Origin of the sequence: Terasakiella brassicae (genome assembly GCF_014641495.1) — a bacterium.
Classification (GTDB): domain Bacteria; phylum Pseudomonadota; class Alphaproteobacteria; order Rhodospirillales; family Terasakiellaceae; genus Terasakiella; species Terasakiella brassicae.
Genome location: NZ_BMHV01000016.1, coordinates 25,885 through 49,397 on the forward strand (window position 1 = coordinate 25,885; position 23,513 = coordinate 49,397).

A 23,513-nucleotide genomic window follows, 5' to 3' on the forward strand; every position below is an offset into this window, starting at 1 on the left:
AACCGCTGATTTTCTGTGCATAATGCATTTAAACGTAAAAGCAAGAAGTTCCGCGAAACAGGTTCTGAGTACTTATGTCTGAAGACGAATTAGAAGAGAAATCAAAAAAACCGTTGATCGAGGCAATATCGATTGTATTGCCGCCGAACGTCAGCGTGGACAAGCAAGTCAAGGCACAGATCATTCAAGGTGTGAAGGCTGCGATTGCCTTGCTTCAGGAAAGTGATTTGTTGAATCGCGACTGGTCCTTTGATGATATTCTCAACGAACCGCAGAACCTGAAACATCTTTTTCAGGTCTATCGCGATAATATGGACCTGTTCAGTGAAACCGTGGTTGATAAAGCCGGTGATCCGATTGTGGATGAAGTCACCGAAACCGCGTGTGGTGTGACGTTACAACAAGTACAGAAATTATTGGTTTCAACGGCAGCGCGCCGTTTTTTTATTCGCAATGATGGCGAGATTGTCACGAAAAAGCAGAAGAAAAAGGTCAAATCCATGATCTTTTTCACCAAGGAAGTGACAGTCAGCAAGAAAGTGCGTTTAAAGGAAGGTGCCAAAAAATTTGATGCCATGCGCCGTGTGATCGGATTTGACTGGCAACTTGATTTGCTGGAATTTTATCGGGATCATTTACCTTATGCGCATTTGCTGGTGCTCAACGATGATGTTCTTGTTATTCAGGATGAAGCCGCCGGTCATGCGGTGGTCGAAGTCCATCACGAAGATTTCAAAAAGGTCAAAGAGGCCGTTGGCGTTTATTTCCGCAATGTGGTGGCCCACGGTGCAGATGCGATTCCCGGCATTCTTTATTGGCGTAAAGACCTTGTTATGTCTTTTATTAAGGCAATGGGGGAAAAGGCATGGGATTTCTTTAAACGCGATAAATCCTTTTTCGATCATTGTACGGAACTGGATAACGCGCGGATCGGCATTTATGGCGATACCCTGACCTATATCGCACAGGAAAACCTGACAGAGATGAACCGTTTGAATCTGGATCGTCTGGACGGAACCTTGATCGCCTTTCGTGAAACGTTTGGCGATAAGGTAAACGAGATTTTGGGCGAACCGATGCTGGCGGTGGATATTTTACGCCCGACAGTCGATAGCTTCATTCATTTGGAAGCCAAGGACAATGAACAGTTTAATATAGGATGCCGCGCGGCTGTCCATTCCCTGAAGGACGAAATTCTGACTTTTGCCGCAGAAGCCAGAAAGAAACGGGTCAGTCAACCCCCTGAAGATGAGGCTGAAAACGATGCCTAAGCGTTTTTAAAAACGATCAAGACGATGGACAGGTTTGCCTTTGATATGGCATATGATGCGGTATTCAATTTCTGTAATAGAGTGTATGCATGATGTCCTTGAAGGAATTTAAAAAGAAAACTCTGCGCAAATCCGCAGCCTATAACGGGCTTTCACAAGATTTACGGGCCATTCGCAGTTATTTTCGTGATCGCAATGCACCGAAAGAAATTCAGAAATATATTGATACGCATGATGTTCGCAAACTTCAGCTTGGTGCCAATCGCAATGGCTTGACGGGTTGGTTGAATACGGACTTGCACACCATCAAGGGCAAAGCCTATGCCTTGGATGTGTCCAAACGATTTCCGATCCCCGATAATTCGATCGACTACATTTATTCCGAACATTTAATCGAACATATTCCCAGTAATATCGGAATGCATATGTTGAGCGAATGTAAGCGTATTTTAAAACCGGATACGGGCGTTTTTCGCGTGGCGACACCGGATCTGAATGTGTTTCTCGGTCTTTTGGAAGATCACCTGTCAGAAGAACAGGAACAATATATCAAGTGGTTCGTCGATCTGTGTCTGCATGACTACACGCCTTATAACGGGTTGGAAGTGGTCAACCATATCTTTAAGGGATGGGGGCACCAGTTTATCTATAACGAAAAACATATGGTCAAATCCCTGCGTGAGGCAGGTTTCAAAAATATCAAGCGTTGCAAGGTCGGTGAGTCCGTTCACGATGCATTGAACGGGATTGAAAAACACGGCAATGCGATCGACAATCAGGCACAAAATGAATTTGAAACCATGGTTTTCGAGGCACAAGCCTAATCAGATTACCATTTGCCTTCGCTAAACAAGCGCTGGATATGTGCCCAAAGCCGTTTTAACCCTTTGGGCTTGTTGTATTTGCGGCGTTTTGGCCATTTGCGGGTCGGATCGGGTAAGCGGCGCTCTCCGCCCAGATCAATGGTGGCGGGCTCGCTTAAAATCACGCAATAATAGCCCAGTTCCCGGTAGGTGCAGCTGATATCCGGTTCATTTGTAAAGCGGGCATAGCCGCCAATGCGGTCATAATCGCTTTTGCGTTTTAAGGCTGGCCGGAAAGAGAAATAGCCCCAGTCCCAGCCATCGGCAACTTTGACCCGTTCAAAGCTGGCCCCTTCGATTGTTGTCGGTTCGACAAATTGAAACAGTTCGACACTGTCAGTGGCCCCGTTTGCACTTTCCTTACTTTCCAGAAAAGCCTGCATAATGTTGGGGTCATGTTCCAAAATGGCGATGGATTCTTCAATAAAACCGGAACGCATAAATTCCCAGTCGTCTTCACAATGGAAAATATAGGGCGTATCGACTGTGGCATAGGCATCGACGATGGATTTAATCTGGCCTTTTTTGGTTTCGTTCGCCCAAATTTCGTAGCGATCCCCAAACAATTCGCGGACCTGACGATAAACGTCTTCGTCACACGAATCTTCTGTGATAATGCCGCGTTTGATGGGGTAGGTATTGAATTTCTCAAACGTTTCGATTGTGGTTTTCAACAGATCGACGCGACCACAACTGGTCAAAATGAAAGTAACTTCAGGCTTGCTCATGCTTCCCTACCCGTATGTGACAAGACACCTTCTTGTAACAGGTTTATTTCTTGAGACAAACCATAAAGAACCGTTTAAAAGGCAGAAGGGTTCTCCCGTTGGCAAGCGGGGGATAAGCCTGTGAAATCCGTTTCCGATAGGCCTGTTCAAAGACCTGTTTTTCACCTTTGTCTTTTATCCCGTCCAATACCGGGCGCAAGGCGGCTCCTTTGGTCCAGTCTGCAACCGGGTTATCCCCGCTTAAGACATGGGTGTAGGTGGTTTCCCAGATATCCAGACGTTCACATTCAGGGGCGAGCCATTGATAATAATCGCGACAGTCAGAAACCGGATAACCGGGGCAGAGGGGATGGTCAGCGCCTAAGACATCGCGAATGGCCTGATGGGTCGGGGCGGCAAAATTATTGGGCATTTGAACGGCGAGAACGCCGCCCTCATTCAGATGATTCAGCAGTTTTGGAAAAAGAATGTCATGGTTGCCCAGCCAATGCAGGCACGCATTTGAAAAAATAAGATCAGTTTTTTGATCCGGTTGCCATGTGGTGATGTCGGTTTCGATCCAATCTATACCAGGGTGGTTTTCGCGTGCTTGGCTCAACATGTCCGGGGAACTGTCGATCCCGATCACACGGGCATTGGGCCATTGTTGTTTCAGGAGGGCGGTAACGTTGCCGGGACCGCAGCCCAAATCCACAAGGGTTTGCGGCTGTTCCAGCGGGATTTGGGCCAATAAATCAAGGGCGGGCCGCAGGCGTTCCTGCCCGAATTTAAGGTAGGTATGCGGATTCCATTGCGCCATTAGATTTCCTTGGGTTGTGGCAGCACAAGGCGGAACGTGGTGCCTTGTGCGCTTGTTTGTTGCAGGGTCAAATCCCCGCCATGTGCGTGCATGATGTCGCGGGCAATGACCAGTCCCAGCCCGGTCCCCCCGCGCCGTGCTGATCCGGCAAAGGGTTTGAACAGATTGGTTTTGGCCTTGTTGGGCAGGCCGGGGCCATTGTCGATGACGTCAATACTGTTGTGCTGGTTTTTCAGTTCCACATGGGTTGCCCCCATTTGTAGGGCATTGCGTACCAGATTGACCAGCACGCGGCGCAATTGCGTCATATCGCCTTCGGCCTCGGCCAGATCATCGACATGGTTTTCCACGCGTGTGGTTTCATCATGCAGGTCTGCCACATGGGCGATCACTTCATCGACCAGATCATGCAGGTAAAAAAGTTCTTTATCCAGTCGTGGTGTGGAATTTGCGACATAATCCATCGTCTGGGCACAAAGGTCGATGGCTTGATCAACGGTTTGACACAGTTGTGGGGCTAATTTTTGAACTTTTTCATCCGTACTGCCTGCGATTTGATCAGACATCAACATGGCTTTGGACAGGCTGTTGCGCAGATCATGGTTGATTTTGGCTACGGCGGATCCGATAGACGCCAGCCGGTCTTTTTGGCGCAGCAGTTTGCGCAATTCGCCTTGCATGGCGTGAAGTTCGGCTTCTGTTTGGCCGATTTCATCACAGCGATCAGACGGGACGATGATGGTTTTTTCATCTTCGGGGTTTTCGCGAAACTCTGCCATATTTCGGGCCAACTTGCGAATAGGACGCACCAGAAGACCATGCAGACTGATATAGACCAATACCCCGGTAATCAGGGATATCACCAGCGACAGATTGAGAATACGCCGTGAATAATCTGCCATTTCCATGCGCAAGGGGGCTTCATCCAAAATAACCTCGATGCTCACATCGGCGTTGCGCGGGCTGGGGCCTTTAATGCGTAAAATTCGATTTTCCTTTTGAAACAAGGTCTCAAAGGCATCCATGACCATAGGGATCCAGCCTTGATCCGCCATATTGATGTTTAAATCGGTTTTGGGCGGCATATCCTTGGACAGAACCAACATGCGTTTATGGCCTTCCACCAACACAATCCCGTAAGCCTCGGCATGTGTAAGAAGAAGGTCGCGTAATTCGTCATTGACCATTTTATCCGGTGCTGCTTCCAGTGATAAAACGGCCAAATGTGCCTTTTCCATATGATCCAGAAGATAGACTTTGCGATAGCGCGCAATCGATGGGATATAGATAAAGGCCTCCGCCAGCAGGATAAAAATCGCGGTTAGGATCAACAGTCGGGCCGAGAGGCCAAGGTTTATGGCACGTGAATTCTGCATGGTTTCAGTTTATCCGAAACGCAGCAGGAAGCGGACAAACTTTTTGGTCTTCTCGCTGAATAAAGAGGGGGTAAAGAAACTGCCCGCCGCGCGTTTGGAGACTTCGCCCAAGGTGGGATAGGGCGCAATCATGGAAGCAATCGCCCCGATTTTTAGTTTTTGGCCAATCGCGAGCACCCAAACTTGAATGAGTTCCCCCGCACTTGGCCCGACAATGGAAGCGCCTAAGATCCGTCCCTTTTTGGTGGTGATGACCTTGATTAATCCGTGTGTCTTGCCTTCTGTGCGGGCGCGGTCATTTTCGCTGAAAGGCCAGCGCAGGATGCGAATCTCGCCATGTTCTTTGCGGGCGCTCTCTTCATTTAAACCGACACTGGCGAGTTCGGGGTTGCAATAGGTTACCCACGGCAAAGCGCCGTAATTGGCCTTGGCGGGCAGACGGAACAAGGCATTTCGAATGATAATGCCTGCGTCATATCCAGCCTTGTGGGTAAATTGCAAACCGCCGGTCACATCACCAATGGCGAAGATTTTTTTATTGCTGGTGCGCAGGCGCTCATCAATGCGAATGCTATGATTGTCATAGGCGACATTTGCGGCTTCCAGGTCAAGGCTATCTGCATTGACTTGACGACCGGTGGCGACCAACAGGTGGGATCCTGTGTAAATCTCGTCTGCTGTCTTAACGACGATTTCGTCGTTCAGTTGGGTGATGCTTTCAACCGATGTCTGTTCAACGATATGAATACCGTCTTGTTGCAGGCGGCTACGGACAAAATCCACCAGTTCGGGATCATCCTTGGACATCATGTGGGAACGGATTAAAACGGTGACGTCTGCCCCCAATTGGCGATGGGCTTGTGCCATTTCAATACCGATGGGACCGCCGCCTAAAATAATCAGATGTTTTGGTGTTTCTGTCAGATTGAAGATGGTTTCGTTGGTGAGGTAATCAACATCGTCCAATCCGTCAATCGGCGGGATAAAGGGCCGCGATCCGGTGGCGATCACAAACCGTTTGGCTTGGACGGTTTTACCATCAGCACTTAAGGTTTGCGGGCCAATAAAGCGGGCGGCCCCTTGAATGACCTGAACGCCCATGCCTTCAAACCGTTCAACGCAATCATGGGGCGCGATACCATTGATCACACCGTGGACATAATCATGGACTTTTTGGGCATCAATGGCGTTTAAGGTGGCATCTGTGCCGAAGGTGCCAGCTTCGCGGACATGCTGGGCGGCATGGGCAGCCCCGAGCAGGGCTTTGGAAGGAACGCAGCCATAATTCAGGCAATCGCCCCCCATCTTGGCTTTTTCAATCAGCACAACCTTGGCCCCCATTTGCGAAGCCCCTGCGGCAACCGACAACCCACCGGACCCGCCGCCGATAACGCAAATATCGGTTTTGATAATCTCGCTCATTGTGCCCTCCGGTTTTTAATCTTTTTATAGATTACAGGGACCATTGCCAATGCAGCAAGGCCGATAATCGGGGTAAGGATTTGCGGGCTGAAAATAATGCTTAAATCCGGTGTTTTGCCCGCATCAAAGACAGCGCCTAAGCCACTGCCGACGGAGGCATAGACAAAAGCACCGGGGATGATGCCAAAGAACGTGCCGATGATATATGTGCGCAGCTTAACCCCTAAAAGGGCCGGAACAAGATTGACCAGCCAGAAGGGAAACAAGGGGACAAGACGTAAAACCAGCATGTAGCTTAGCGCATCTTCCTGAAAGCCTTTTTCCATACGGTTTAACGATTTGCCGACTTTGGCATGGAAAAAATCATAAAGGGCATAACGGGCCAGCAGGAAAATACCAATGGCCCCGGCGGTGGCGCCTAAGACAATATAGACAGTGGCCTCAACTGTTCCGAACAGAAACCCACCGCTTAAGGATAACCAGACTGCACCGGGCAGGGAAAACATAACCGCGACATGGTAGGCGAGAATAAAGCCGAGAATAGCCAGAATATAATGTTCCTGTGTCCAGCCTAAAATGGCTTGGCGATTGTCGCGCAAGGTATCAAAAGAAAGATAATCCGCACCGCCAAAGACAAAAAAGGCCACGAACCCGCTTGCGATAATCAACAAAGGGATAATGTGAAGCTTTTTCTTTTTCGAAGGTGGCGTGTTTTCTATTGTGTTCATTCTTATCGGCGCAGTCATTTATGTGTCCTTGGGCTTGTTCTCTTGTCTCCTATTCTAGCGTTCTTTACAAGAGGGGCCAGTCACGCTTGCGTGAGGGGAATGTGATTGGTGGGTCAATTCTGAAATTCAAATTCAAAATACGATTATTGAGCGTAAAATAATCGATGCGATGATTTCTGTCTGGACCGCCGTTTTCTTTCCCATTACAAACATGACATGAACACAAAATCGCCAAACGTTTATAGCATTTCCCCTCATGTCTCCTTTGCCGATGCGTTGGTGCATGGCGTTATGGAAAAATTTGGGGAAAGGCCGGAAACCTTGTCCCAAGTCACATTGTTGTTACCAACGCGGCGGGCCTGTCGCACGGTGCGTGATGCTTTTTTGCGTTATGGCGATGGCAAGGCCATGTTGTTGCCGCGTATGCAGCCGATCGGTGATCTGGATGAAGATGAACTGGCCTTGACCGGCTGGCAGGATATCGGCGGTTTAAACGCGATTAATCCAGCCATTGCCCCCTTGCGCCGTCAAATTCTTCTGACCCGTTTGATCCTTGGTTTTGAAAAAGATAAAACGACCGCCGATCAAGCTGCACAATTGGCAAATGAGTTGGCGAGCCTGCTGGATCAAGTTCATACCGAGGGACTGAATTTCAGCGATTTACAAAGCCTTGTGCCGGAAGATTATTCGGAACATTGGAATATTACCCTCGATTTTCTGAAAATTTTGACGGAACACTGGCCGTCTATTTTGGAAAGCGAAGGCGTGCTGGACCCGGCAGAACGGCGCAACCGTCTGTTGGCCGCACAGCGTCAGGTGTGGGAAAAGACCCCGGCAAAACATCCGGTCATTGCCGCCGGTTCGACCGCGTCTATCCCGGCGGTGGCGGACTTGCTGGCCTGTGTGGCGCGTATGGAAAACGGCATGGTGGTTTTGCCGGGCCTTGATCGGTTTATGGCAGATGATGATTGGGATAATCTTGATCCCAACCACCCGCAATATGGATTGCGTCAGTTGTTGCGCCATATGCGAACCGTCCCGCAAGACGTTCGCGATTGGGGGGATTTTGCCCTATCCGGGGCACATCCTTTGCGCGCCCGTTTGTTAAGCGAAGCCATGTTACCCGCCGCCAGCACCGATAAATGGCGAACCATGGCCCATCCCGCCCATGGTCTTTTGGCCGGGGTAGAACGTCTGGATTGCCCAACCCCGTTTGAAGAAGCCGGGGCCATTGCCCTGATGCTGCGAAACGAACTGGAATTTGCAGGCAACACAGCCGCCCTTGTTACCCCGGACCGGAACTTGGCGCGCCGTGTGGCCTCGGAATTGCGCCGATGGAATATCGAAATTGATGATTCGGCCGGTATTCCGTTGCAACATAGTCCTGTCGGGGCTTTTTTGCGTTTACTGGCCCAATGTGTTGTGGATGATTTTGCCCCGGTTGCCTTGTTGGCCCTGTGTAAACACCCCTTTAGTGCCGCAGGAATGGACAGCAAGGTTTTTCGCCGTCAGGTTCGACGGTTGGAACTTTATAGTCTGCGTGGTCCCCGTCCGACAGGCGGGCTGACCGGTTTGCGCCGTGCCTTGGAAAAACGCGAAGCCGATTGGCGCAAACGTACAAAGCGTCTCAGTGCACATCAGAAAAAGATATTGGATGAACTGAACGGTTTGCTGGATGCCTTAGACAAAGCCTTTCATCCGTTCAGCAAAGTGATGAAGCGCAAGAAAACCGATATTCTGAAACTGGTGGAAAGCCATATCCGGGCGGCTGAACAAATGGCCAGTATAGATGTGGAAAGCGGTGCGCAACGCCTATGGGCGGGGGAAGCGGGCGAAACGTGTGCCGATTTTATCAGTGAATTGATCGAGGCCGCAAACGGGTTTGGCGAACTCGATTGTGCCAGCTATCCTGCCCTGTTTGATGCGTTGTTGGCAGGCCGCGCCGTTCGTCCTAAATTCGGGGCGCATCCGCGTCTGTCGATCCTTGGTTTGTTCGAGGCCCGTTTGCAAAAATTCGACCTTGTGGTGTTGGCCGGATTAAACGAAGGGACATGGCCACCCGATACCAACGCAAGTCCGTGGATGAGCCGCCCGATGATGCGCGATTTCGGTTTGCCGCTGCCGGAATTTCATATCGGGCAAACTGCCCATGATTTCGCCCAGCATTTTTGTGCCCCGCGCGTGGTGATTACGCGTTCTGATCGTGTGGATGGCACACCAACGGTGCGTTCGCGCTGGTTGCGCCGTCTGGAAAACCGACTGAGTGGGACGGAACTGGCAGAGGATTTTAAAGGCAATGCGGGTTGGCTTTCCATGCAGGCTGCCCTTGATTATGTAGCAAAAATTCAAGCGGTCGCTCCGCCCGCCCCGCGCCCGCCAGTGAGTGCGCGTCCGCGTCATCTGTATGTAACGCGTGTTGAAGAATGGATGCGTGACCCGTATGGCCTGTATGCCAAAGAAATATTAAAAATCAGGAAGCTAGATCCGATTGATGCCGATCCCGGCGCAGCAGATTATGGTAATATTATACATGAATCATTAGAAAAATTTATGGATAAGTACCCGCGTGACCTACCGGATAACGCCGTAGAAGAACTGCGTGCGATCGGGCGGGAAGTTTTTGGTGCAGAACTGGACAATCCCGGTATCTGGGCGTTTTGGTGGCCCCGGTTTGAACGGATTTGTGACTGGTTTGTGGCACAGGAACAGGATCGTCGGGCCTTGATTGCCAAAAGTTATAGCGAGATTGAAGGCAGCCTGACGTTTGAGGCGCCGGCTGGCCCCTTTACCCTTTCTGCCAAGGCGGATCGGGTTGATCTGTTCAAGGATGGGGAAATCGCCATTATTGATTATAAAACCGGGGTCCCGCCCACCAAAAAAGAGGTGGAAGCCGGGTTTGCCCCGCAATTGCCGTTGGAAGCCGCAATTGCAATGGCAGGCGGGTTTGAACAGTTTGGCCCGCGTGATGTAAAAGAATTGGAATTCTGGCGTTTGCGTGGCGCACAAGAAGCCGGTAAACGCCAAGCGGCAACGGATAATCCGGTGCAAACGGCGGCGGATGCATTGGAAGGCTTGCAAGGACTGGTTGCGGCCTATGACCGGATCGAAGCGCCTTATGGATCGCGTCCCAATCCTGAAAATGCACCGAAATATTCTGATTATGAACATCTGGCCCGCATCAAGGAATGGTCCACCGCTGCGCAGGAGGGCGAGGAATGAACGATCTTCTGGATCCCAATGTTGTGCAGCGCCAAGCATCTGATCCCAAGGCATCCGTCTGGGTGGCGGCGAATGCGGGGACCGGTAAAACCAAGGTTTTAACCGATCGTGTGTTATCGTTAATGGTGACGGGAACCAAGCCCCATCATATTTTGTGCCTGACCTTTACCAAGGCGGCTGCGGCTGAAATGTCCAACCGGATTGCTGATAAGCTGGGGCAATGGTCGGTGATGGCGGATACTGATTTGCGCGAAACACTGGGGGAATTGTTAAGCCGTAGCCCGAGTGAAAGCGAATTTGTGCTTGCCCGTCAATTGTTTGCTCATGTGTTGGATGCACCGGGGGGCATGCAAATTCAGACGATTCATGCCTTTTGTCAGTCTTTGTTGCGTCGTTTCCCACTGGAAGCTGGATTGGCCCCGCATTTTCAGGTCATGGATGAACGCAATGCGGCGGAATTACTGAAAAAAGCACAAGATGAAGTCATGCTGGATGCCCGATTGGGGCGCACGCCGGAATTGTATGATGCCTTGCGCCTTGTTACCTCGCAAATTCACGAAACGGCCTTTCCTGAATTGATCGGGGCATTGGCGGGGGCACGTGGTCGATTGCGCCGGGTGCTGGATCATCATGGCGGGGTACGCAAACTGGTGGCGGTTCTGGCGGAGCGGATGGACCTGCAACCCGGGGATACGCCTTTGCGCATTGTGGATCAGGCCTGTGATCAACATAGTTTCGATGCATTGGGTCTGCGCGTTGCGATGGACGCTTTGCTCAATGGCAGCAAGGGCGATATAGAACGCGGACAAATGCTGGCAAAATGGCTGAGTTCCACACAAACCGAGCGTCTGGCGTTTTTTGAGGCTTATCGCGATACGTTCCTGACAGGCAAGGGGGAGCTGCGCAAGACTTTGATCACCAAAGGGGCAGCGGCGGATAGTTTGGGGGCCATTGATGTTCTGACGGTGGAAGGCGAACGGATGTTGCGCACCGCACGCAAAGTGCGCGCAGCAGTGACCTTGCAATCCACCCATGCCTTGTTGCGGATCGGTAAATCCCTGCTGGATTCCTATGATCGGCAAAAACGCAACCAAGCGGTGCTGGATTACGATGATTTGATCCTGAAAACCCGCGATTTATTGACCCATGAGTCAGTGCCGTGGGTTTTATATAAGCTGGATGGGGGCATCGAACATGTTTTGGTCGATGAAGCTCAGGACACCAACCCAGACCAATGGCGGGTGATTGAAGCCTTAACACAGGAATTTTTCGTCGGTGACGGAGTCCATGATGGGGAAAACCCCCGGACAATCTTCGCCGTGGGGGATGTAAAACAGTCGATTTACAGTTTCCAAGGGGCTGATCCGGCAGAATTTGACCGGATGAAACATCTATTCGCTGATCAGGTTCCGAAATCACAACGTATCTGGCGCGAAGTGCCCATGACCATGTCGTTTCGATCGACACGGGCGGTGTTGCAAGCTGTTGATGCGATTTTTAAAGACCCAAGCGTGGCGCAAGGTGTCGAAATTGATGAGATTATTCGACATGATGCATGGCGTCAAGGCGATGGCGGATTGGTGGAAATCTGGCCACCGATCCGCCCGAGTGCCGCCACACCGGCGCAACCGTGGAAACCCCCGGTGGAACGTTTGCAGGTCGATAGCCCACGCGCCCGCCTTGCCAAATTAATCGCCAAGCGCATTCAAAAAATGGTTCTATCACATGAGTTGTTGGAGGCCAAAGGCCGTCCCATCCAGCCCGGGGATATCATGGTACTGGTGCGCAGACGTAGTGGTTTTGTGGAAGAACTGGTGCGTGCCTTGAAGGAACTGGATATCGCGGTGGCCGGGGTTGACCGGATGGTTCTGGGCGAACAAATCGCGGTGATGGATCTGGTGGCGTTGGGTCGGTTTTTGCTGCAACCCGATGATGATCTGCAATTGGCTTGTGTCTTGAAAGGGCCATTGCTGGGATTAAGCGACGAAGACCTGTTTGATCTTGCCTATAAACGTCCCGGTAGTTTGTGGTCCGCCTTGCGCGATAAGGCCAAAAGCGATTTGCGTTTCCATACGGCCCATAGCTATTTGGCGGATTTAATGGCGCGTACTGACTATGTCCGTCCGTTTGAATTGTTTACTTATGTGCTGACGGCCCTTGGCGGGCGGCGCAAGTTGATTGCCCGTTTGGGGGTGGAAGCCGAAGACCCGATCAATGAATTTCTGGATTTGGCCCTGAATTTTGAACGCAGCCACGCGCCTGCACTGGAAAGTTTTCTGGCATGGCTGGAAACGGGGGATACAGAAGTTAAACGGGATCTGGAACAGGCCAGCCAGAATGCGGTGCGGGTGATGACGGTACATGGGGCGAAAGGTCTGCAAGCGCCTATTGTCTTTATGCCCGATACCATGCAGGTGCCCAGCAAAGGGTCAAAATTGTTATGGCCCTTTGATAAAGAAATGGGGACAGAGCTGTTTATCTGGCCCCCGAAAGCGGAATTTTTTGAAGAGATTGCAAGTGCTGAAAAAGATCGCCTTGCCCAGAAACAGGATGAGGAATACCGCCGTCTGTTATATGTCGCGCTGACGCGGGCTGAAGATCGCCTTTATATCTGTGGATGGGAAACCAAGCGGGCAGCCCCGGCGCACTGTTGGTATAATCTGGCCCACGAAGGCTTGAAAGAGGTTGCAGACAAGCTGGATGATGCGTTCCTTGAATCGTGTGACGAAATCGATGAAAGCGAGATTTTGCGTCTGGTTTGCGCACAGGAAAAAGAAGCCAAGGTGGAAAAAGGACCGGATCGCCTGAATGTGGTGATTGAATCTTTGCCGCCTTGGGCACGCGTGATGCCCAAATCAGAACCCAGCCCGCCCCGTCCCCTTGCCCCGTCCCGCCCGACCGAGATGGAACCGGCGACACGTTCGCCCTTAGGCGATGATCATGGTTATCGTTTCAAACGCGGGAATATCATTCACGCCTTGTTGCAGACCTTACCGGAATTACCCGAAGGGCATCGCGAAGAAGCCGCGCGGACCTATCTGGCTGGCCCGGCGCATGGCTTAAGCACAGTCCAGCAGGACGAGATTGCCTGTGAAACCTTGCGTGTTTTGACGGATGATGATTTGGGCCATGTGTTTGCACCGGGGTCACAGGCCGAGGTGCCGATTGTCGGGACGGTGAATGGACGGGTGATTTCTGCGCAGGTGGACCGACTCCTGATCGGGGAGCGTGAAATTGTAATCGTTGATTACAAAACCAACCGCCCGCCGCCGCGCTCAGTTAAAAAAGTTCCGCAAATCTATATCAATCAGATGAAGGCTTACCGCGCGGCCTTGCAGGCGATTTATCCAGACAGATCGGTACGTTGCGTCCTGTTATGGACGGACACGCCAAGACTGATGGAGATACCGGAAAATATGCTGGAATAGCTTTTTTATAGGCTCTGTTCACTTGACGCGCAGGCGTGTCGACCTTAAATTCAGAGCCACGCTATTTTTTAAAGCCTTACCCAACTAGGATAAGACAATGACCAAAAAGATTACAGACGACAGCTTTGATGCAGATGTCGTAAATTCCGATAAACCCGTTCTGGTCGATTTCTGGGCCGAATGGTGTGGCCCGTGTAAACAGATTGCACCGGCACTGGAAGAACTGTCCGACGAACTGGGCGGCAAAGTGACCATTGCGAAAATCAATATCGACGAAAACCCCGGTACACCGTCTAAATTCGGTGTGCGCGGTATTCCGACATTGATGTTGTTCAAAGACGGTCAGGTTGCAGCCACTAAAATCGGTGCACTGCCCAAGAACAAATTGCAGGAATGGATCGAGTCTGTCCTTTAAGACAAATATCGATAAAATGCACAAAAAAGCCGCCGGAGGTTATTTCCGTCGGCTTTTTTTATATAGGTGGGTTTGGTCGGTTACGCTTTCAGTTTGTAGCCTGTCTTGAACATGCGATAGGACAGGATCCATAAGAAGGTATTGACCCCGGCCATAACCAAAATACCCGTGAGGATATTACTGTCGGCATGACCGATAAAACCGGCACGGAAACCGTCGATCATGTAGAAAAACGGGTTTAAATGCGCAAGAAATTTACCCAGTTCCGGCAAACGTTCGATGGAATAAAAGGTGCCGGACAGGAAGGATAGCGGGGTTACCACAAAGTTGGTAACCGCTGCGATATGATCGAATTTCACCGACCAGACACCGCCAACAACCCCAAACAGGGACAGCATCAAGGCACCCATGAAACCGTGATATAGAACAAGGGCGGCATTTTCCATGCCCATCGGGACAAACAGGCTCATGACCGCAACAATCAAGGCCCCGATGACCAGCCCGCGTGTGGTGCCGCCCATTGCAAAGGCAAAGGTCAGCTCGTGCGCGGTCAAAGGCGGCATCAGGGTATCAACGATATTGCCCTGTACCTTGGCAATCAGGATGGAGCTGGAAGTATTGGCAAAAGCATTTTGCGTAATGGCCATCATCACCAGACCGGGGGCGAGGAATTCCAGAAACGGAATGGACCCGATCTGTTCAACCGAGCGGCCCAAGGCGAGGCTGAAAACAGCAAGGAATAAGAGGGTTGTCACCAGCGGGGCAAGCAAAGTCTGGGTATAGACTTTTAAAAAGCGGCGCACTTCGCGTGAGTAAAGCGTCCACAGACCCAGCCAGTTTCCGGCATTGGGATTGACTTCAGTGGGATGCATAAAGGATTCTCTTTTTGGCTAAATAAATTTATATTTGTTGTATCAGATAAATGACTGCATTCTAAGTGAGATATGTCACAAGATAAAAAAATTCCAAGGCCATTGACCAAAGAGTCGCTGCGTCACAAGGCGTTGCGCTACATTGATCGTTTTGCCACATCGCGTGAAAATTTGCGCAATGTGTTGATGCGTCATGTCCAGACATCAAACTATTATCACGAGACTTCTATCCAAGACGGGGTCGACTGGATTGAAGACCTGTTGAACAAGCTGGAAGCGGCAAGTTTTATCAATGATGCCCGTTATGCCGAAGGACGTGCAGGTGCTTTGCATCGCAAAGGCACCTCTCAACGTGTGATCCGTATGAAGTTAATGGAAAAAGGATTATCGGAAGACCATATCGCGCAGGCTTTGACGGCTTTGAAGGAAGAAACACAAAGCGAGAATTTGGAACGCGACGCCGCCCTCGCCCTTGCCAAACGGCGCAAGCTCGGCCCCTACCGTTTGCCGGAAAAACGTGAGGCCTATAAAGAAAAAGACCTCGCCGCAATGGCCCGCGCCGGTTTTTCCTACGACCTCGCCCGTGACATTATCGAGGCAGAAAGTGTGGAAGATTTGGAACGATAAGGACGCCACCCCCGCTTTGCAGGGATGGCGATAAGGCAAGGTCTACTTAAACGTTGCCAGATAAGCGGCAACATCTTTGCGATCTTGTTCGTCTTTCAGTTTGAACGTCATTTTACTTTTAGCTTTGGCATCACCGGTTTGGTCGCGCAGGAAAGTGGTGGGGTTTTCAACATAAGTTGCAATCAGGCCTGTATCCCATGTGAGATCAAGGGCTTGCATGCCTTTGGAATATTTGAAATCTGCAACTGTCCCGGCCTTACGTCCGACCACACCAAACAGGTTCGGGCCGACTTTATTTTTGCCACCTTGTTCCGCCGTGTGGCAAGCTTTGCATTTTTTAAAAACAGTCTCACCTTTTGTTGCATCACCACCGCTTATGGCATTGCTGAGAGAGGCGGCAGCACTTTTGGCGGCGTCAGTTGCTTTTCCGGCCAGTTCTTCGGCTTTGTCGGCAACTTTGCCGGCATCACGTTGCATGTTTTCCAGTGCTTCAGCCGGTGTCATATCAAGGTTTTTACCATCGCTTTCAGCTGTGGCAGCGGGTTCTTCCTTGGGGGCTGGGGTTGGGGCAGGTGTTTTTGCTGCTTGTTCAACGGTTTTTTCTGGTGCGGGGTCTTTCTGTTCGGCCTTTTTGTCTTCGTCACCGCAGGCCGTCAGAATGAGGGCGGTTGTCAACAGAGCGGGCAGAGAGATAAGAGAACGCATAATTCTTTCCTTTGTCTATGGGAGGTTGCCTATTCATCGGAAATAAAAACTGTGCACGCTATGACGGCGCTCACAGGTTAACCATTTTAAATGAGATGTCAGACCAGAATATTCAAGTAATAGCCGCGCGGCACATCGTCGCGCAAAGGCTCACCCGAGGCGAGCAGGCGGCGCAGGCGTTCAAGTGCACCGCGAATGTCGGGGCCATCGCGGCGGGTCGTTTTGGCAATACGGACGCGTTCTTCCCGGTCTGCACCGTAAGAACCGCGATCACCGACGACCGGCTGGGTTGTTGACCCGGATATGCGAATATCAGAAGACATGGGCCTATTCTAACAGCTGTTATTGAAAATCGCCATACACGATTTAGGTGATCAGAACGTATTTGGATGTTTTGTAAATGGCGGGTACCGTCTGCTGGTCCTTGACGTCCATAAACCGCCGAAGCGTCCATTCTACCGAGGGGAAAGCAAGATCATCCCACGGAATATCGGCCCAGTCAAACAGGGCGACTTCCAGACTTTCGCTCCCGGCTTCAAAAAAAGGGCTTTGCATGGGCGCGCGATGCATAATCATAACATGGCCGACCTGCGGGACTTCGTAAATGCCGATGATGTCTTGAATATCTACATCGACACCGGCTTCTTCCTTGGCTTCGCGGGCAGCGCCTTGGGCAACGGTTTCGTCCAGTTCCATAAATCCGGCAGGGAAAGTCCATTTGCCATAAGATGGTTCAATGGCACGTCGACACAGCAGGAATTGATCTTCCCACGTGCAGACGGCCCCGACAACAATGCGGGGGTTGCGATAATCGATAAATCCACAATCGGGGCAGACAAGGCGTTCGCGGTCATCGCCTGCGGGGATTTGTTTTATGCTGGGGCCAATTAATTTTTGATCAGACATGAACGCATTTTGCCCTTTTGAAAGTTTTAAGGCAATATGTGTTTGCAAATGCATATGAAGTTAGAAAACACGTTTGAAGTTAGAGAAAAAAAATTTATGTTTTTTAAAACAAATGAATCCCATCCCCTGCCCCATCATCCGTTTAAAGCCTGTATTGCGCCGCGCCCCATCGGTTGGGTCAGCACGGCGAATCGGGACGGGGTCGGCAATGTTGCGCCCTTTAGTTTTTTTAATGGTATAGCGCAAAATCCACCTCAGCTAATGATTGCCATTAATGGAAAATCCCCCCATGCAGATCGCAAAGATACTTTGCAAAATATTGAAAATACAAAAGAATTTGTCGTAAATATTGCAACGTATGACTTGAAGGACGCGATGTTTCGCACGGCTGCACCCGAACATCCTGACATGGATGAAGCAGAACTGGCGGGGCTAGAAATGATCCCGTCCACCTTAATCAAACCGAAAAGAATTAAAAAATCACCGATTCATCTGGAATGTGTTTTGACCGAGATTATCCCGCTTTTGTGTGATCAGGAGTCAGAACGCAACACCGCAATCTTTGGACATGTGGTTGGCATTCATATTGATGATGCGGTTTTGGTTGATGGTAAAGTTGACTTGAAAAAGGTCAATCCGATCTCGCGATTGGGTTATAAAGACTATGCAACCCTGGGCGAGATTTTCCAATTGGATGCGCCTTGGCGTAAAGGATGAAGATGAGGATACAAATGTATCCATACAAAAATTTTCTTGTCAGATTTTCTTTTTTTCGACAAGGTAGGCACCTCCGAACAACTTACGGCATTATTTAGAGAGCTTTAAAGTCATGGCATACGATTCAAACAATATTTTCGCAAAAATTCTGCGCGGCGAAATCCCTTGTGAGAAAGTGTATGAAAACGACTATGCGCTTGCTTTTAAGGATATTGCGCCGCAAGCCCCGGTACATACGCTTGTCATCCCAAAAGGTGCCTATGTCAGTTTTGACGATTTCAGCACCAATGCGTCCGATGTGGAAATTGCCGGATATATCCGCGCAATCGGTGTGGTGGCCCGCGAAGCGGGTGTGGTGGAAAGCGGTTATCGCATTCTATCGAACATCGGCGAAGATGGCGGGCAGGAAGTCCCACATCTGCATGTTCACATCTTTGGTGGTCGACGTCTCGGCACAATGGTCAAACCGGCAAATAAATCATAAGATTCCTTTATTTTCTCAGGGGATCTTCCCCTGAAAGATAAAGATATTCAGCAATGGGGAAGTCCGCTTTTCACAGGAGGCATTCTCCATGCCCAACCTTTCTGATATTTCCCGTGGCCTGATCCTTATGGCGTTTGGCATGGTGATGATGAGCATCATGGATGCCATTGTTAAACATCTGACCGATAGTATCAGTGCACCGCAAATTCTGTTCTTTCGCTCGTTTTTCGGGCTACTGCCTTTGTTGATTATTGCGTGGCGCAAAGGGGGACGACGGGCCGTTTATACCCGAAAACCGCTGGTTCATATGGTGCGCGCCGGATTAGCTGCTGTTGCCTTTGTTTGTTTTACCATTGGTCTGCGGGAAATGTCGCTCGCCAATGCCTTGGCGATCAGTTTTGCCGCCCCGTTTTTTGCCGTCTGTTTTTCCGTGCTTTTAATGGGGGAGCGGGTTGGGTTTCACCGTATTTTCGCATTGCTTGCCGGGTTTGGCGGCGTGGTCATTGTCCTGCAACCTGATGACGGCATTTTGGGGGATGGTAGTGGCTATTTCCTGCTGGTTGCCGTGACCTATGCCTTGGCACAGGTTATTGCCCGCAAATATCGTGAAACGGAAACGGGACTGAGTTTCAGTTTTTGGACAATGACAGGCATGACCATACTAGGGGCTGTGAGCATGTTGTTCTATTGGGAAGAGATGACCCTGGAAATTTGGGGCTGGGCTTTCGCAATGGGTATTTTCGGCGGACTGGCGGCTTATTGCATGACGGAAGCTGTGCGCGCGGCCCCCACTGTTGTGGTCAGCCCAATGGAATATACGGCCTTGATTTGGGGGGCACTGTTTGACTGGATGTTCTGGCAGGTCTTCCCCGAACAGGCGACGATTATCGGCAGTCTGGTGATTGTTGCCAGTGGTATTTACATTTTATGGCGTGAACGTTCTTATAAAGAGGAAATAAAAATCTTATGAATATCCGTATGATACAAGAAGGTGACTTTGACCAATGGCTTGTTTTGTGGCAAGGCTACCTTGATTTTTACAAAGTTGATCTGGGTGAATTACAAAACCGTGCCGTCTGGATGCGCCTGATGAACGAGGCTGATCCTTTGCAGGGATTTGCAGCCGTCGAAGATGATCGCTTGATCGGTTTTGCCCATTTCTTTTTTCATGGCACAACATGGTATCAGACATCTTATTGTTATCTGGAAGACCTGTATGTGGATCAGACGGTGCGTTCCCGGGGTACGGGGCGGGCCTTGATTGCGGCCTTGAAAGAAGTGGCCTTGTCAAAAGGTGCGGCAAAACTTTATTGGCATACGGACAAGCAGAATGAAACCGCACAGGCACTTTATAACAAAGTCGCAGATTTAACCGATTTCATTCGTTATGACATTGCTTTGTAGCAATAGCCACTGAGCTGTCATCCCCGACCCTGATCAAGGGCGGGGATGACAAAAAAGGTCTTTGCCGATAGTTGGAAAAGGCCTTCGGGCCTTCTTTTTTGTTATCCGTAAACGATTTGGGCAGCTTGGGCGAGGTCTTCTTTGATATCCTCGACATCTTCCAAACCAACAGACAAACGCAACAGGCCTTGGCTGATCCCCAAATGCAGGCGTTCGGCCTCGTCCACTTTTGAATGGGTGGTCGTGGCCGGATGGGTGATTTGGGATTTGGTGTCACCCAGATTGTTGCAAATCTTGACGAGATTCAACGCATTTTCAAAGGCAAACGCTTTATCCTTGCCGCCGTCCAGTTCAAACGACAGCATCGGGCCACCTGCGCGCATTTGCTTCATCGCCAGTTTATGCTGGGGATGGGCCTGCAAACCGGGGTAGTTGACTTTAGCCACCCCTTTCAGGTTTTCCAGAAAACGCGCCAACAAGGTTGCGTTTTCGCTATGCTTCATCACCCGGATGTCCATTGTTTCCAGACCTTTAAGCTGGGTCCAGGCGTTAAACGGGCTCATGGCCGGTCCGGTATTGCGGAAAAACGGCATCATTTCATTTTTCAACAGGTCTTCGTCGTTAAACAGAACCGCGCCCCCCAAGGTCCGGCCCTGACCATCCACATATTTCGTGGTGGAATACACAACAATATCTGCGCCAAATTCCATTGGTTTTTGTAAAATCGGTGTCGCAAAAACGTTATCGACAATGACACGTGCACCACTGGCATGGGCCAGATCACACACGGCCTGCATATCAACAATATCCAAAGTCGGGTTACTGGGTGTTTCCAATAAAACAACGCGGGTCGGTTGCTTTAAGGCCTCTTCCCATTGATTTAGGTCGCCGCCATCCACCAAAACGGTTTCAATACCGTAACGCGGCAGGATGTTGTTCAAGATAAAGAGACTGGACCCAAACAAGGCGCGCGAGGCCACGACACGGTCGCCCGCCTTTAATTGCGCCATCAGGGCGGTATTGATCGCCGCCATGCCGGTTGCCGTTGCCAGACAGAATTTTGCCCCTTCGATCATCGCCATTCGTTCCTCGAACATGCCGGTCGTCGGGTTGGCAAATCGGGAATACTGATAGCGTTTGATCTCTTCTTTGAAAGTTGCTTCCTGTTCTTCGGCCGTTTCATAAATATAGCCGGAAGTCAGGAATAAACCTTCGCTGTTTTCATCAAAAGCAGAACGTTGAATACCACCATGCACCAGCTGAGTCGCCGTGCGCCAGGTTTTGTTGCTCATTGCTTTCGTCCTTTACGTAAGGTCAAGTTAGGGGAAAGGCCTTTTACACCGTTGACGAAAGCAGTACAAGAGGCCACATTCTAATATAAATACTCTCTTCTGACGATAAAGGCACCCCATGTCCGATTTTAAAGCCACCGACGATCTTTTCTTTTCCCGCTTCGAACTGGATCAAGCTCAGGTTGAAGCCAGCGTCACCAACGCACTGAACGGGGCTGATGATGGGGAGTTATTTCTCGAATATCGCCAAAGCGAAGCCCTTGGCTTTGATGATGGTCGCCTGAAAAGTGCCAGTTTCGATACCGCCCAAGGGTTTGGCTTACGCAGTGTCGCCGGTGAAGCCAGTGGCTATTCCCATGCCTCCAATCTGGATCAAGGCGCAATTGATCGGGCCTGCACAACCGTTCAGGCCGTTCATAGTGGTCATAGCGGCACCATGAGTGACGCCCCGCAAGGCACCAATAAATCGCTTTATATCGATGACAACCCGATTAACCTTGTGCCGTTTGAAACCAAGGTTAAATTGCTGGAAGAAATTGATGCGTACTTGCGCAGTAAAGACAGCCGGGTCAAGCAGGCCACGGCTTCCATCGCCGGATCGTGGCAAGCCGTGCGCATTATCCGCGCAGATGGCACACAGGCGGCTGATATCCGCCCGATGGTGCGCCTCAATGTTTCTGTTGTTGTGGAAAAAGACGGCAAAATGGAAAGCGGTTCGCACGGCTTTGGCGGGCGCACGACCTATGAAGAATTCTTCAAAGCAGGGCGTTGGAAACCAGCCTGTGATGAAGCCCTGCGCCAAGCCCTTGTTAATCTGGACTCTGTTCCCGCCCCGGCAGGGGAGATGCCAGTGGTTCTCGGCCCCGGCTGGCCCGGTATTTTATTGCATGAAGCCATCGGCCACGGGTTAGAAGGCGATTTCAACCGTAAACAGACATCGGCTTTCGCAGGTCTGATGGGGCAACGCATCGCGGCCCCCGGCGTGACGGTCGTGGATGACGGCACCTTGCCTGATTTGCGTGGTTCCTTGACCATTGATGATGAAGGCACCCCGTCGCAAAATACCGTTTTGATCGAAGACGGCATTCTGACCGGATATATGCAAGACCGCATGAATGCCCGTCTGATGGGGCAAAAACCCACCGGCAATGGTCGTCGTCAATCTTACGCCCATATGCCCCTGCCGCGTATGACCAATACCTATATGCTGGGCGGGGACAAAGATCCGCAGGAAATCATTGCCTCGGTTAAGCGCGGTCTCTATGCCGTGAATTTTGGTGGCGGTCAGGTCGATATCACCTCCGGCAAATTCGTCTTTAGCTGCACCGAAGCCTATATGATTGAGAACGGCAAAATCGGTGCCCCGGTCAAGGGCGCAACCCTGATCGGCAATGGCCCGGACTGCCTGACCAAAGTAAAAATGATCGGCAATGATATGGAAATCGACCCCGGTGTCGGCACCTGCGGCAAAGGCGGACAAGGCGTGCCCGTTGGCGTGGGTCAACCCACCTTGTTAATCGACCCGATCACGGTCGGTGGCACAGATATGTAAGGACTTCCCCCCCATGAACCTCAGCGGAAAAATTATCGGACTGTACGTTGGTAAGGTCGAAGAAAGATGGCCGGACAAAGCCCCCTCGGCCATTGCCAAAACCTACACGGACGGACCGCTTGAACTGGATGAAAACGGTTTTCTGCGCGATGAGCAGGCGGATTTGAAAGTTCATGGCGGACCGGAAAAAGCCATTCACCATTACGCCAGCGACCATATGGATTTCTGGCAAAAAGAACATCCCGAACAGGCTGAGCTGTTTGTGCCCGGTTGCTTCGGTGAAAATATTGCAACAACCGGACTGACGGAAGAGAACTTGTGCCTGGGGGATATCCTCAGTCTGGGAACGGCAAAGGTGCAGGTCTGCCAAGGTCGCCAACCTTGTTGGAAACTGACAAAACATATCGGTATCCGCAATTTCGCCCTGCAATTTCAGCAAACCGCGCTGACCGGCTGGTATTATCGTGTTCTGGAAAATGGGCAGGTTAAAGTCGGTGATACAATGGACCTTTTGGAACGTCCTTGCCCGGACTGGTCGATCAAACGGCTCATTCAAGCGCGCTTCAATTCCAAAATTGATGCAGACACCGCACAGGAACTCGCCAATCTGGATGTTTTATCAACAAGCTGGCGCACCGCTTTTGAGAAAAAAGCCGAGAAGGGATATGCGGAAGACACAGGCCCACGTCTGAAGGGATAATAAAA

General features: G+C 50.7%; 22 protein-coding genes. 12 read left to right on the forward strand and 10 right to left on the reverse strand.

What is annotated here, in order from left to right; translation table 11 throughout:
- The first annotated feature begins 74 nt into the window (after positions 1–74).
- Together IEW74_RS11590 and IEW74_RS11595 are read left to right on the forward strand one after the other, a co-directional pair.
- A complete protein-coding gene (locus tag IEW74_RS11590; protein ID WP_188665170.1) occupies positions 75–1,271 on the forward strand; it encodes a hypothetical protein in 1,197 nt (398 codons plus the stop codon).
- 89 nt (positions 1,272–1,360) lie between these two features.
- On the forward strand, positions 1,361–2,095 hold the full coding sequence (locus IEW74_RS11595) for a class I SAM-dependent methyltransferase (RefSeq protein ID WP_188665171.1): 735 nt from the start codon (positions 1,361–1,363) through the stop codon (positions 2,093–2,095).
- 5 nt (positions 2,096–2,100) lie between these two features.
- Here the strand turns inward: IEW74_RS11595 and IEW74_RS11600 are convergent, their stop codons facing one another.
- From IEW74_RS11600 to IEW74_RS11620, 5 genes are read right to left on the reverse strand one after another with little or no spacing between them, the layout of a single operon-like run.
- Positions 2,101–2,862, reverse strand: a complete 762-nt coding sequence (locus IEW74_RS11600; protein ID WP_188665172.1) for a glycosyltransferase family protein — start codon at positions 2,860–2,862, stop codon at positions 2,101–2,103.
- A 43-nt stretch (positions 2,863–2,905) separates the two neighbouring features.
- Positions 2,906–3,661: a methyltransferase domain-containing protein gene (locus IEW74_RS11605; protein ID WP_188665173.1), complete on the reverse strand. Its 756-nt coding sequence runs from the start codon at positions 3,659–3,661 to the stop codon at positions 2,906–2,908.
- Positions 3,661–5,037, reverse strand: coding sequence for a HAMP domain-containing sensor histidine kinase (locus IEW74_RS11610; protein WP_188665174.1), 1,377 nt, complete (start codon positions 5,035–5,037; stop codon positions 3,661–3,663). Before IEW74_RS11610 ends, IEW74_RS11605 begins: the two co-directional genes overlap by 1 nt.
- A gap of 9 nt (positions 5,038–5,046) precedes the next feature.
- Positions 5,047–6,459 carry a dihydrolipoyl dehydrogenase family protein gene (locus IEW74_RS11615; protein WP_188665175.1) on the reverse strand — a complete coding sequence of 471 codons (1,413 nt, stop codon included), beginning with the start codon at positions 6,457–6,459 and terminating at the stop codon, positions 5,047–5,049.
- Positions 6,456–7,205: a TVP38/TMEM64 family protein gene (locus IEW74_RS11620; RefSeq protein WP_229734334.1), complete on the reverse strand. Its 750-nt coding sequence runs from the start codon at positions 7,203–7,205 to the stop codon at positions 6,456–6,458. The genes IEW74_RS11615 and IEW74_RS11620 overlap by 4 nt, the downstream gene beginning before the upstream one ends.
- A 198-nt stretch (positions 7,206–7,403) precedes the next feature.
- Here IEW74_RS11620 and addB point away from each other — a divergent pair, with 198 nt between their 5' ends.
- The 3 genes from addB (at position 7,404) to trxA (ending at position 14,249) form a co-directional block, all read left to right on the forward strand.
- On the forward strand, positions 7,404–10,406 hold the full coding sequence (gene addB / locus IEW74_RS11625; protein ID WP_188665177.1) for a double-strand break repair protein AddB: 3,003 nt from the start codon (positions 7,404–7,406) through the stop codon (positions 10,404–10,406).
- Positions 10,403–13,834, forward strand: coding sequence for a double-strand break repair helicase AddA (gene addA / locus IEW74_RS11630; protein ID WP_188665179.1), 3,432 nt, complete (start codon positions 10,403–10,405; stop codon positions 13,832–13,834). Before addB ends, addA begins: the two co-directional genes overlap by 4 nt.
- Positions 13,835–13,931: 97 nt before the next feature.
- A complete protein-coding gene (gene trxA, locus IEW74_RS11635) occupies positions 13,932–14,249 on the forward strand; it encodes a thioredoxin TrxA (protein WP_188665181.1) in 318 nt (105 codons plus the stop codon).
- 80 nt (positions 14,250–14,329) lie between these two features.
- Here trxA and IEW74_RS11640 read toward each other — a convergent pair whose 3' ends face one another.
- The gene (locus tag IEW74_RS11640) at positions 14,330–15,121 is read right to left on the reverse strand and encodes an ABC transporter permease (RefSeq protein ID WP_188665182.1); all 792 of its coding nucleotides are present in this window, start codon (positions 15,119–15,121) and stop codon (positions 14,330–14,332) included.
- A gap of 72 nt (positions 15,122–15,193) precedes the next feature.
- Between IEW74_RS11640 and IEW74_RS11645 the strand changes: the two genes are divergently transcribed.
- Positions 15,194–15,748 (forward strand): regulatory protein RecX, encoded by a 555-nt coding sequence (locus tag IEW74_RS11645; protein WP_188665184.1) that lies wholly within the window; start codon positions 15,194–15,196, stop codon positions 15,746–15,748.
- Between the two features lie 42 nt (positions 15,749–15,790).
- On the opposite strand, the gene IEW74_RS11650 is transcribed toward IEW74_RS11645, so the two are convergent.
- From IEW74_RS11650 to IEW74_RS11660, 3 genes are all read right to left on the reverse strand, one after another.
- Complete coding sequence (locus IEW74_RS11650) at positions 15,791–16,225, reverse strand: c-type cytochrome (protein ID WP_188665305.1); 435 nt, start codon at positions 16,223–16,225, stop codon at positions 15,791–15,793.
- Between the two features lie 326 nt (positions 16,226–16,551).
- Entirely contained in the window at positions 16,552–16,776 is a 225-nt protein-coding gene (locus tag IEW74_RS11655; RefSeq protein WP_188665187.1) for a hypothetical protein, read from the reverse strand.
- 43 nt (positions 16,777–16,819) lie between these two features.
- Positions 16,820–17,359 carry an NUDIX hydrolase gene (locus tag IEW74_RS11660; protein WP_188665190.1) on the reverse strand — a complete coding sequence of 180 codons (540 nt, stop codon included), beginning with the start codon at positions 17,357–17,359 and terminating at the stop codon, positions 16,820–16,822.
- Between the two features lie 96 nt (positions 17,360–17,455).
- Between IEW74_RS11660 and IEW74_RS11665 the strand changes: the two genes are divergently transcribed.
- From IEW74_RS11665 to IEW74_RS11680, 4 genes are all read left to right on the forward strand, one after another.
- Positions 17,456–18,076: a flavin reductase family protein gene (locus tag IEW74_RS11665; protein WP_188665193.1), complete on the forward strand. Its 621-nt coding sequence runs from the start codon at positions 17,456–17,458 to the stop codon at positions 18,074–18,076.
- 112 nt (positions 18,077–18,188) lie between these two features.
- Complete coding sequence (locus IEW74_RS11670) at positions 18,189–18,560, forward strand: histidine triad nucleotide-binding protein (RefSeq protein ID WP_188665196.1); 372 nt, start codon at positions 18,189–18,191, stop codon at positions 18,558–18,560.
- Positions 18,561–18,648: 88 nt separating this feature from the next.
- On the forward strand, positions 18,649–19,530 hold the full coding sequence (locus IEW74_RS11675; RefSeq protein ID WP_188665197.1) for a DMT family transporter: 882 nt from the start codon (positions 18,649–18,651) through the stop codon (positions 19,528–19,530).
- Complete coding sequence (locus IEW74_RS11680; protein ID WP_188665199.1) at positions 19,527–19,964, forward strand: GNAT family N-acetyltransferase; 438 nt, start codon at positions 19,527–19,529, stop codon at positions 19,962–19,964. Before IEW74_RS11675 ends, IEW74_RS11680 begins: the two co-directional genes overlap by 4 nt.
- 101 nt (positions 19,965–20,065) lie before the next feature.
- Here the strand turns inward: IEW74_RS11680 and metZ are convergent, their stop codons facing one another.
- Positions 20,066–21,256: an O-succinylhomoserine sulfhydrylase gene (gene metZ, locus IEW74_RS11685; RefSeq protein ID WP_188665201.1), complete on the reverse strand. Its 1,191-nt coding sequence runs from the start codon at positions 21,254–21,256 to the stop codon at positions 20,066–20,068.
- A 118-nt stretch (positions 21,257–21,374) separates the two neighbouring features.
- Between metZ and tldD the strand changes: the two genes are divergently transcribed.
- Both tldD and IEW74_RS11695 read left to right on the forward strand, forming a co-directional pair.
- Entirely contained in the window at positions 21,375–22,808 is a 1,434-nt protein-coding gene (gene tldD / locus IEW74_RS11690) for a metalloprotease TldD (protein ID WP_188665203.1), read from the forward strand.
- 13 nt (positions 22,809–22,821) lie between these two features.
- Positions 22,822–23,508 carry an MOSC domain-containing protein gene (locus IEW74_RS11695; protein ID WP_188665205.1) on the forward strand — a complete coding sequence of 229 codons (687 nt, stop codon included), beginning with the start codon at positions 22,822–22,824 and terminating at the stop codon, positions 23,506–23,508.
- Positions 23,509–23,513: the final 5 nt, after the last annotated feature.

Coding starts and splice junctions, on each gene's coding strand:
- IEW74_RS11590 (WP_188665170.1), top strand. CDS start 75: ATGTCTGAAGACGAATTAGAAGAGAAATCAAAAAAACCGTTGATCGAG.
- IEW74_RS11595 (WP_188665171.1), top strand. CDS start 1,361: ATGATGTCCTTGAAGGAATTTAAAAAGAAAACTCTGCGCAAATCCGCA.
- IEW74_RS11600 (WP_188665172.1), bottom strand. CDS start 2,862: ATGAGCAAGCCTGAAGTTACTTTCATTTTGACCAGTTGTGGTCGCGTC.
- IEW74_RS11605 (WP_188665173.1), bottom strand. CDS start 3,661: ATGGCGCAATGGAATCCGCATACCTACCTTAAATTCGGGCAGGAACGC.
- IEW74_RS11610 (WP_188665174.1), bottom strand. CDS start 5,037: ATGCAGAATTCACGTGCCATAAACCTTGGCCTCTCGGCCCGACTGTTG.
- IEW74_RS11615 (WP_188665175.1), bottom strand. CDS start 6,459: ATGAGCGAGATTATCAAAACCGATATTTGCGTTATCGGCGGCGGGTCC.
- IEW74_RS11620 (WP_229734334.1), bottom strand. CDS start 7,205: ATGACTGCGCCGATAAGAATGAACACAATAGAAAACACGCCACCTTCG.
- addB (WP_188665177.1), top strand. CDS start 7,404: ATGAACACAAAATCGCCAAACGTTTATAGCATTTCCCCTCATGTCTCC.
- addA (WP_188665179.1), top strand. CDS start 10,403: ATGAACGATCTTCTGGATCCCAATGTTGTGCAGCGCCAAGCATCTGAT.
- trxA (WP_188665181.1), top strand. CDS start 13,932: ATGACCAAAAAGATTACAGACGACAGCTTTGATGCAGATGTCGTAAAT.
- IEW74_RS11640 (WP_188665182.1), bottom strand. CDS start 15,121: ATGCATCCCACTGAAGTCAATCCCAATGCCGGAAACTGGCTGGGTCTG.
- IEW74_RS11645 (WP_188665184.1), top strand. CDS start 15,194: ATGTCACAAGATAAAAAAATTCCAAGGCCATTGACCAAAGAGTCGCTG.
- IEW74_RS11650 (WP_188665305.1), bottom strand. CDS start 16,225: ATGCAACGTGATGCCGGCAAAGTTGCCGACAAAGCCGAAGAACTGGCC.
- IEW74_RS11655 (WP_188665187.1), bottom strand. CDS start 16,776: ATGTCTTCTGATATTCGCATATCCGGGTCAACAACCCAGCCGGTCGTC.
- IEW74_RS11660 (WP_188665190.1), bottom strand. CDS start 17,359: ATGTCTGATCAAAAATTAATTGGCCCCAGCATAAAACAAATCCCCGCA.
- IEW74_RS11665 (WP_188665193.1), top strand. CDS start 17,456: ATGTTTTTTAAAACAAATGAATCCCATCCCCTGCCCCATCATCCGTTT.
- IEW74_RS11670 (WP_188665196.1), top strand. CDS start 18,189: ATGGCATACGATTCAAACAATATTTTCGCAAAAATTCTGCGCGGCGAA.
- IEW74_RS11675 (WP_188665197.1), top strand. CDS start 18,649: ATGCCCAACCTTTCTGATATTTCCCGTGGCCTGATCCTTATGGCGTTT.
- IEW74_RS11680 (WP_188665199.1), top strand. CDS start 19,527: ATGAATATCCGTATGATACAAGAAGGTGACTTTGACCAATGGCTTGTT.
- metZ (WP_188665201.1), bottom strand. CDS start 21,256: ATGAGCAACAAAACCTGGCGCACGGCGACTCAGCTGGTGCATGGTGGT.
- tldD (WP_188665203.1), top strand. CDS start 21,375: ATGTCCGATTTTAAAGCCACCGACGATCTTTTCTTTTCCCGCTTCGAA.
- IEW74_RS11695 (WP_188665205.1), top strand. CDS start 22,822: ATGAACCTCAGCGGAAAAATTATCGGACTGTACGTTGGTAAGGTCGAA.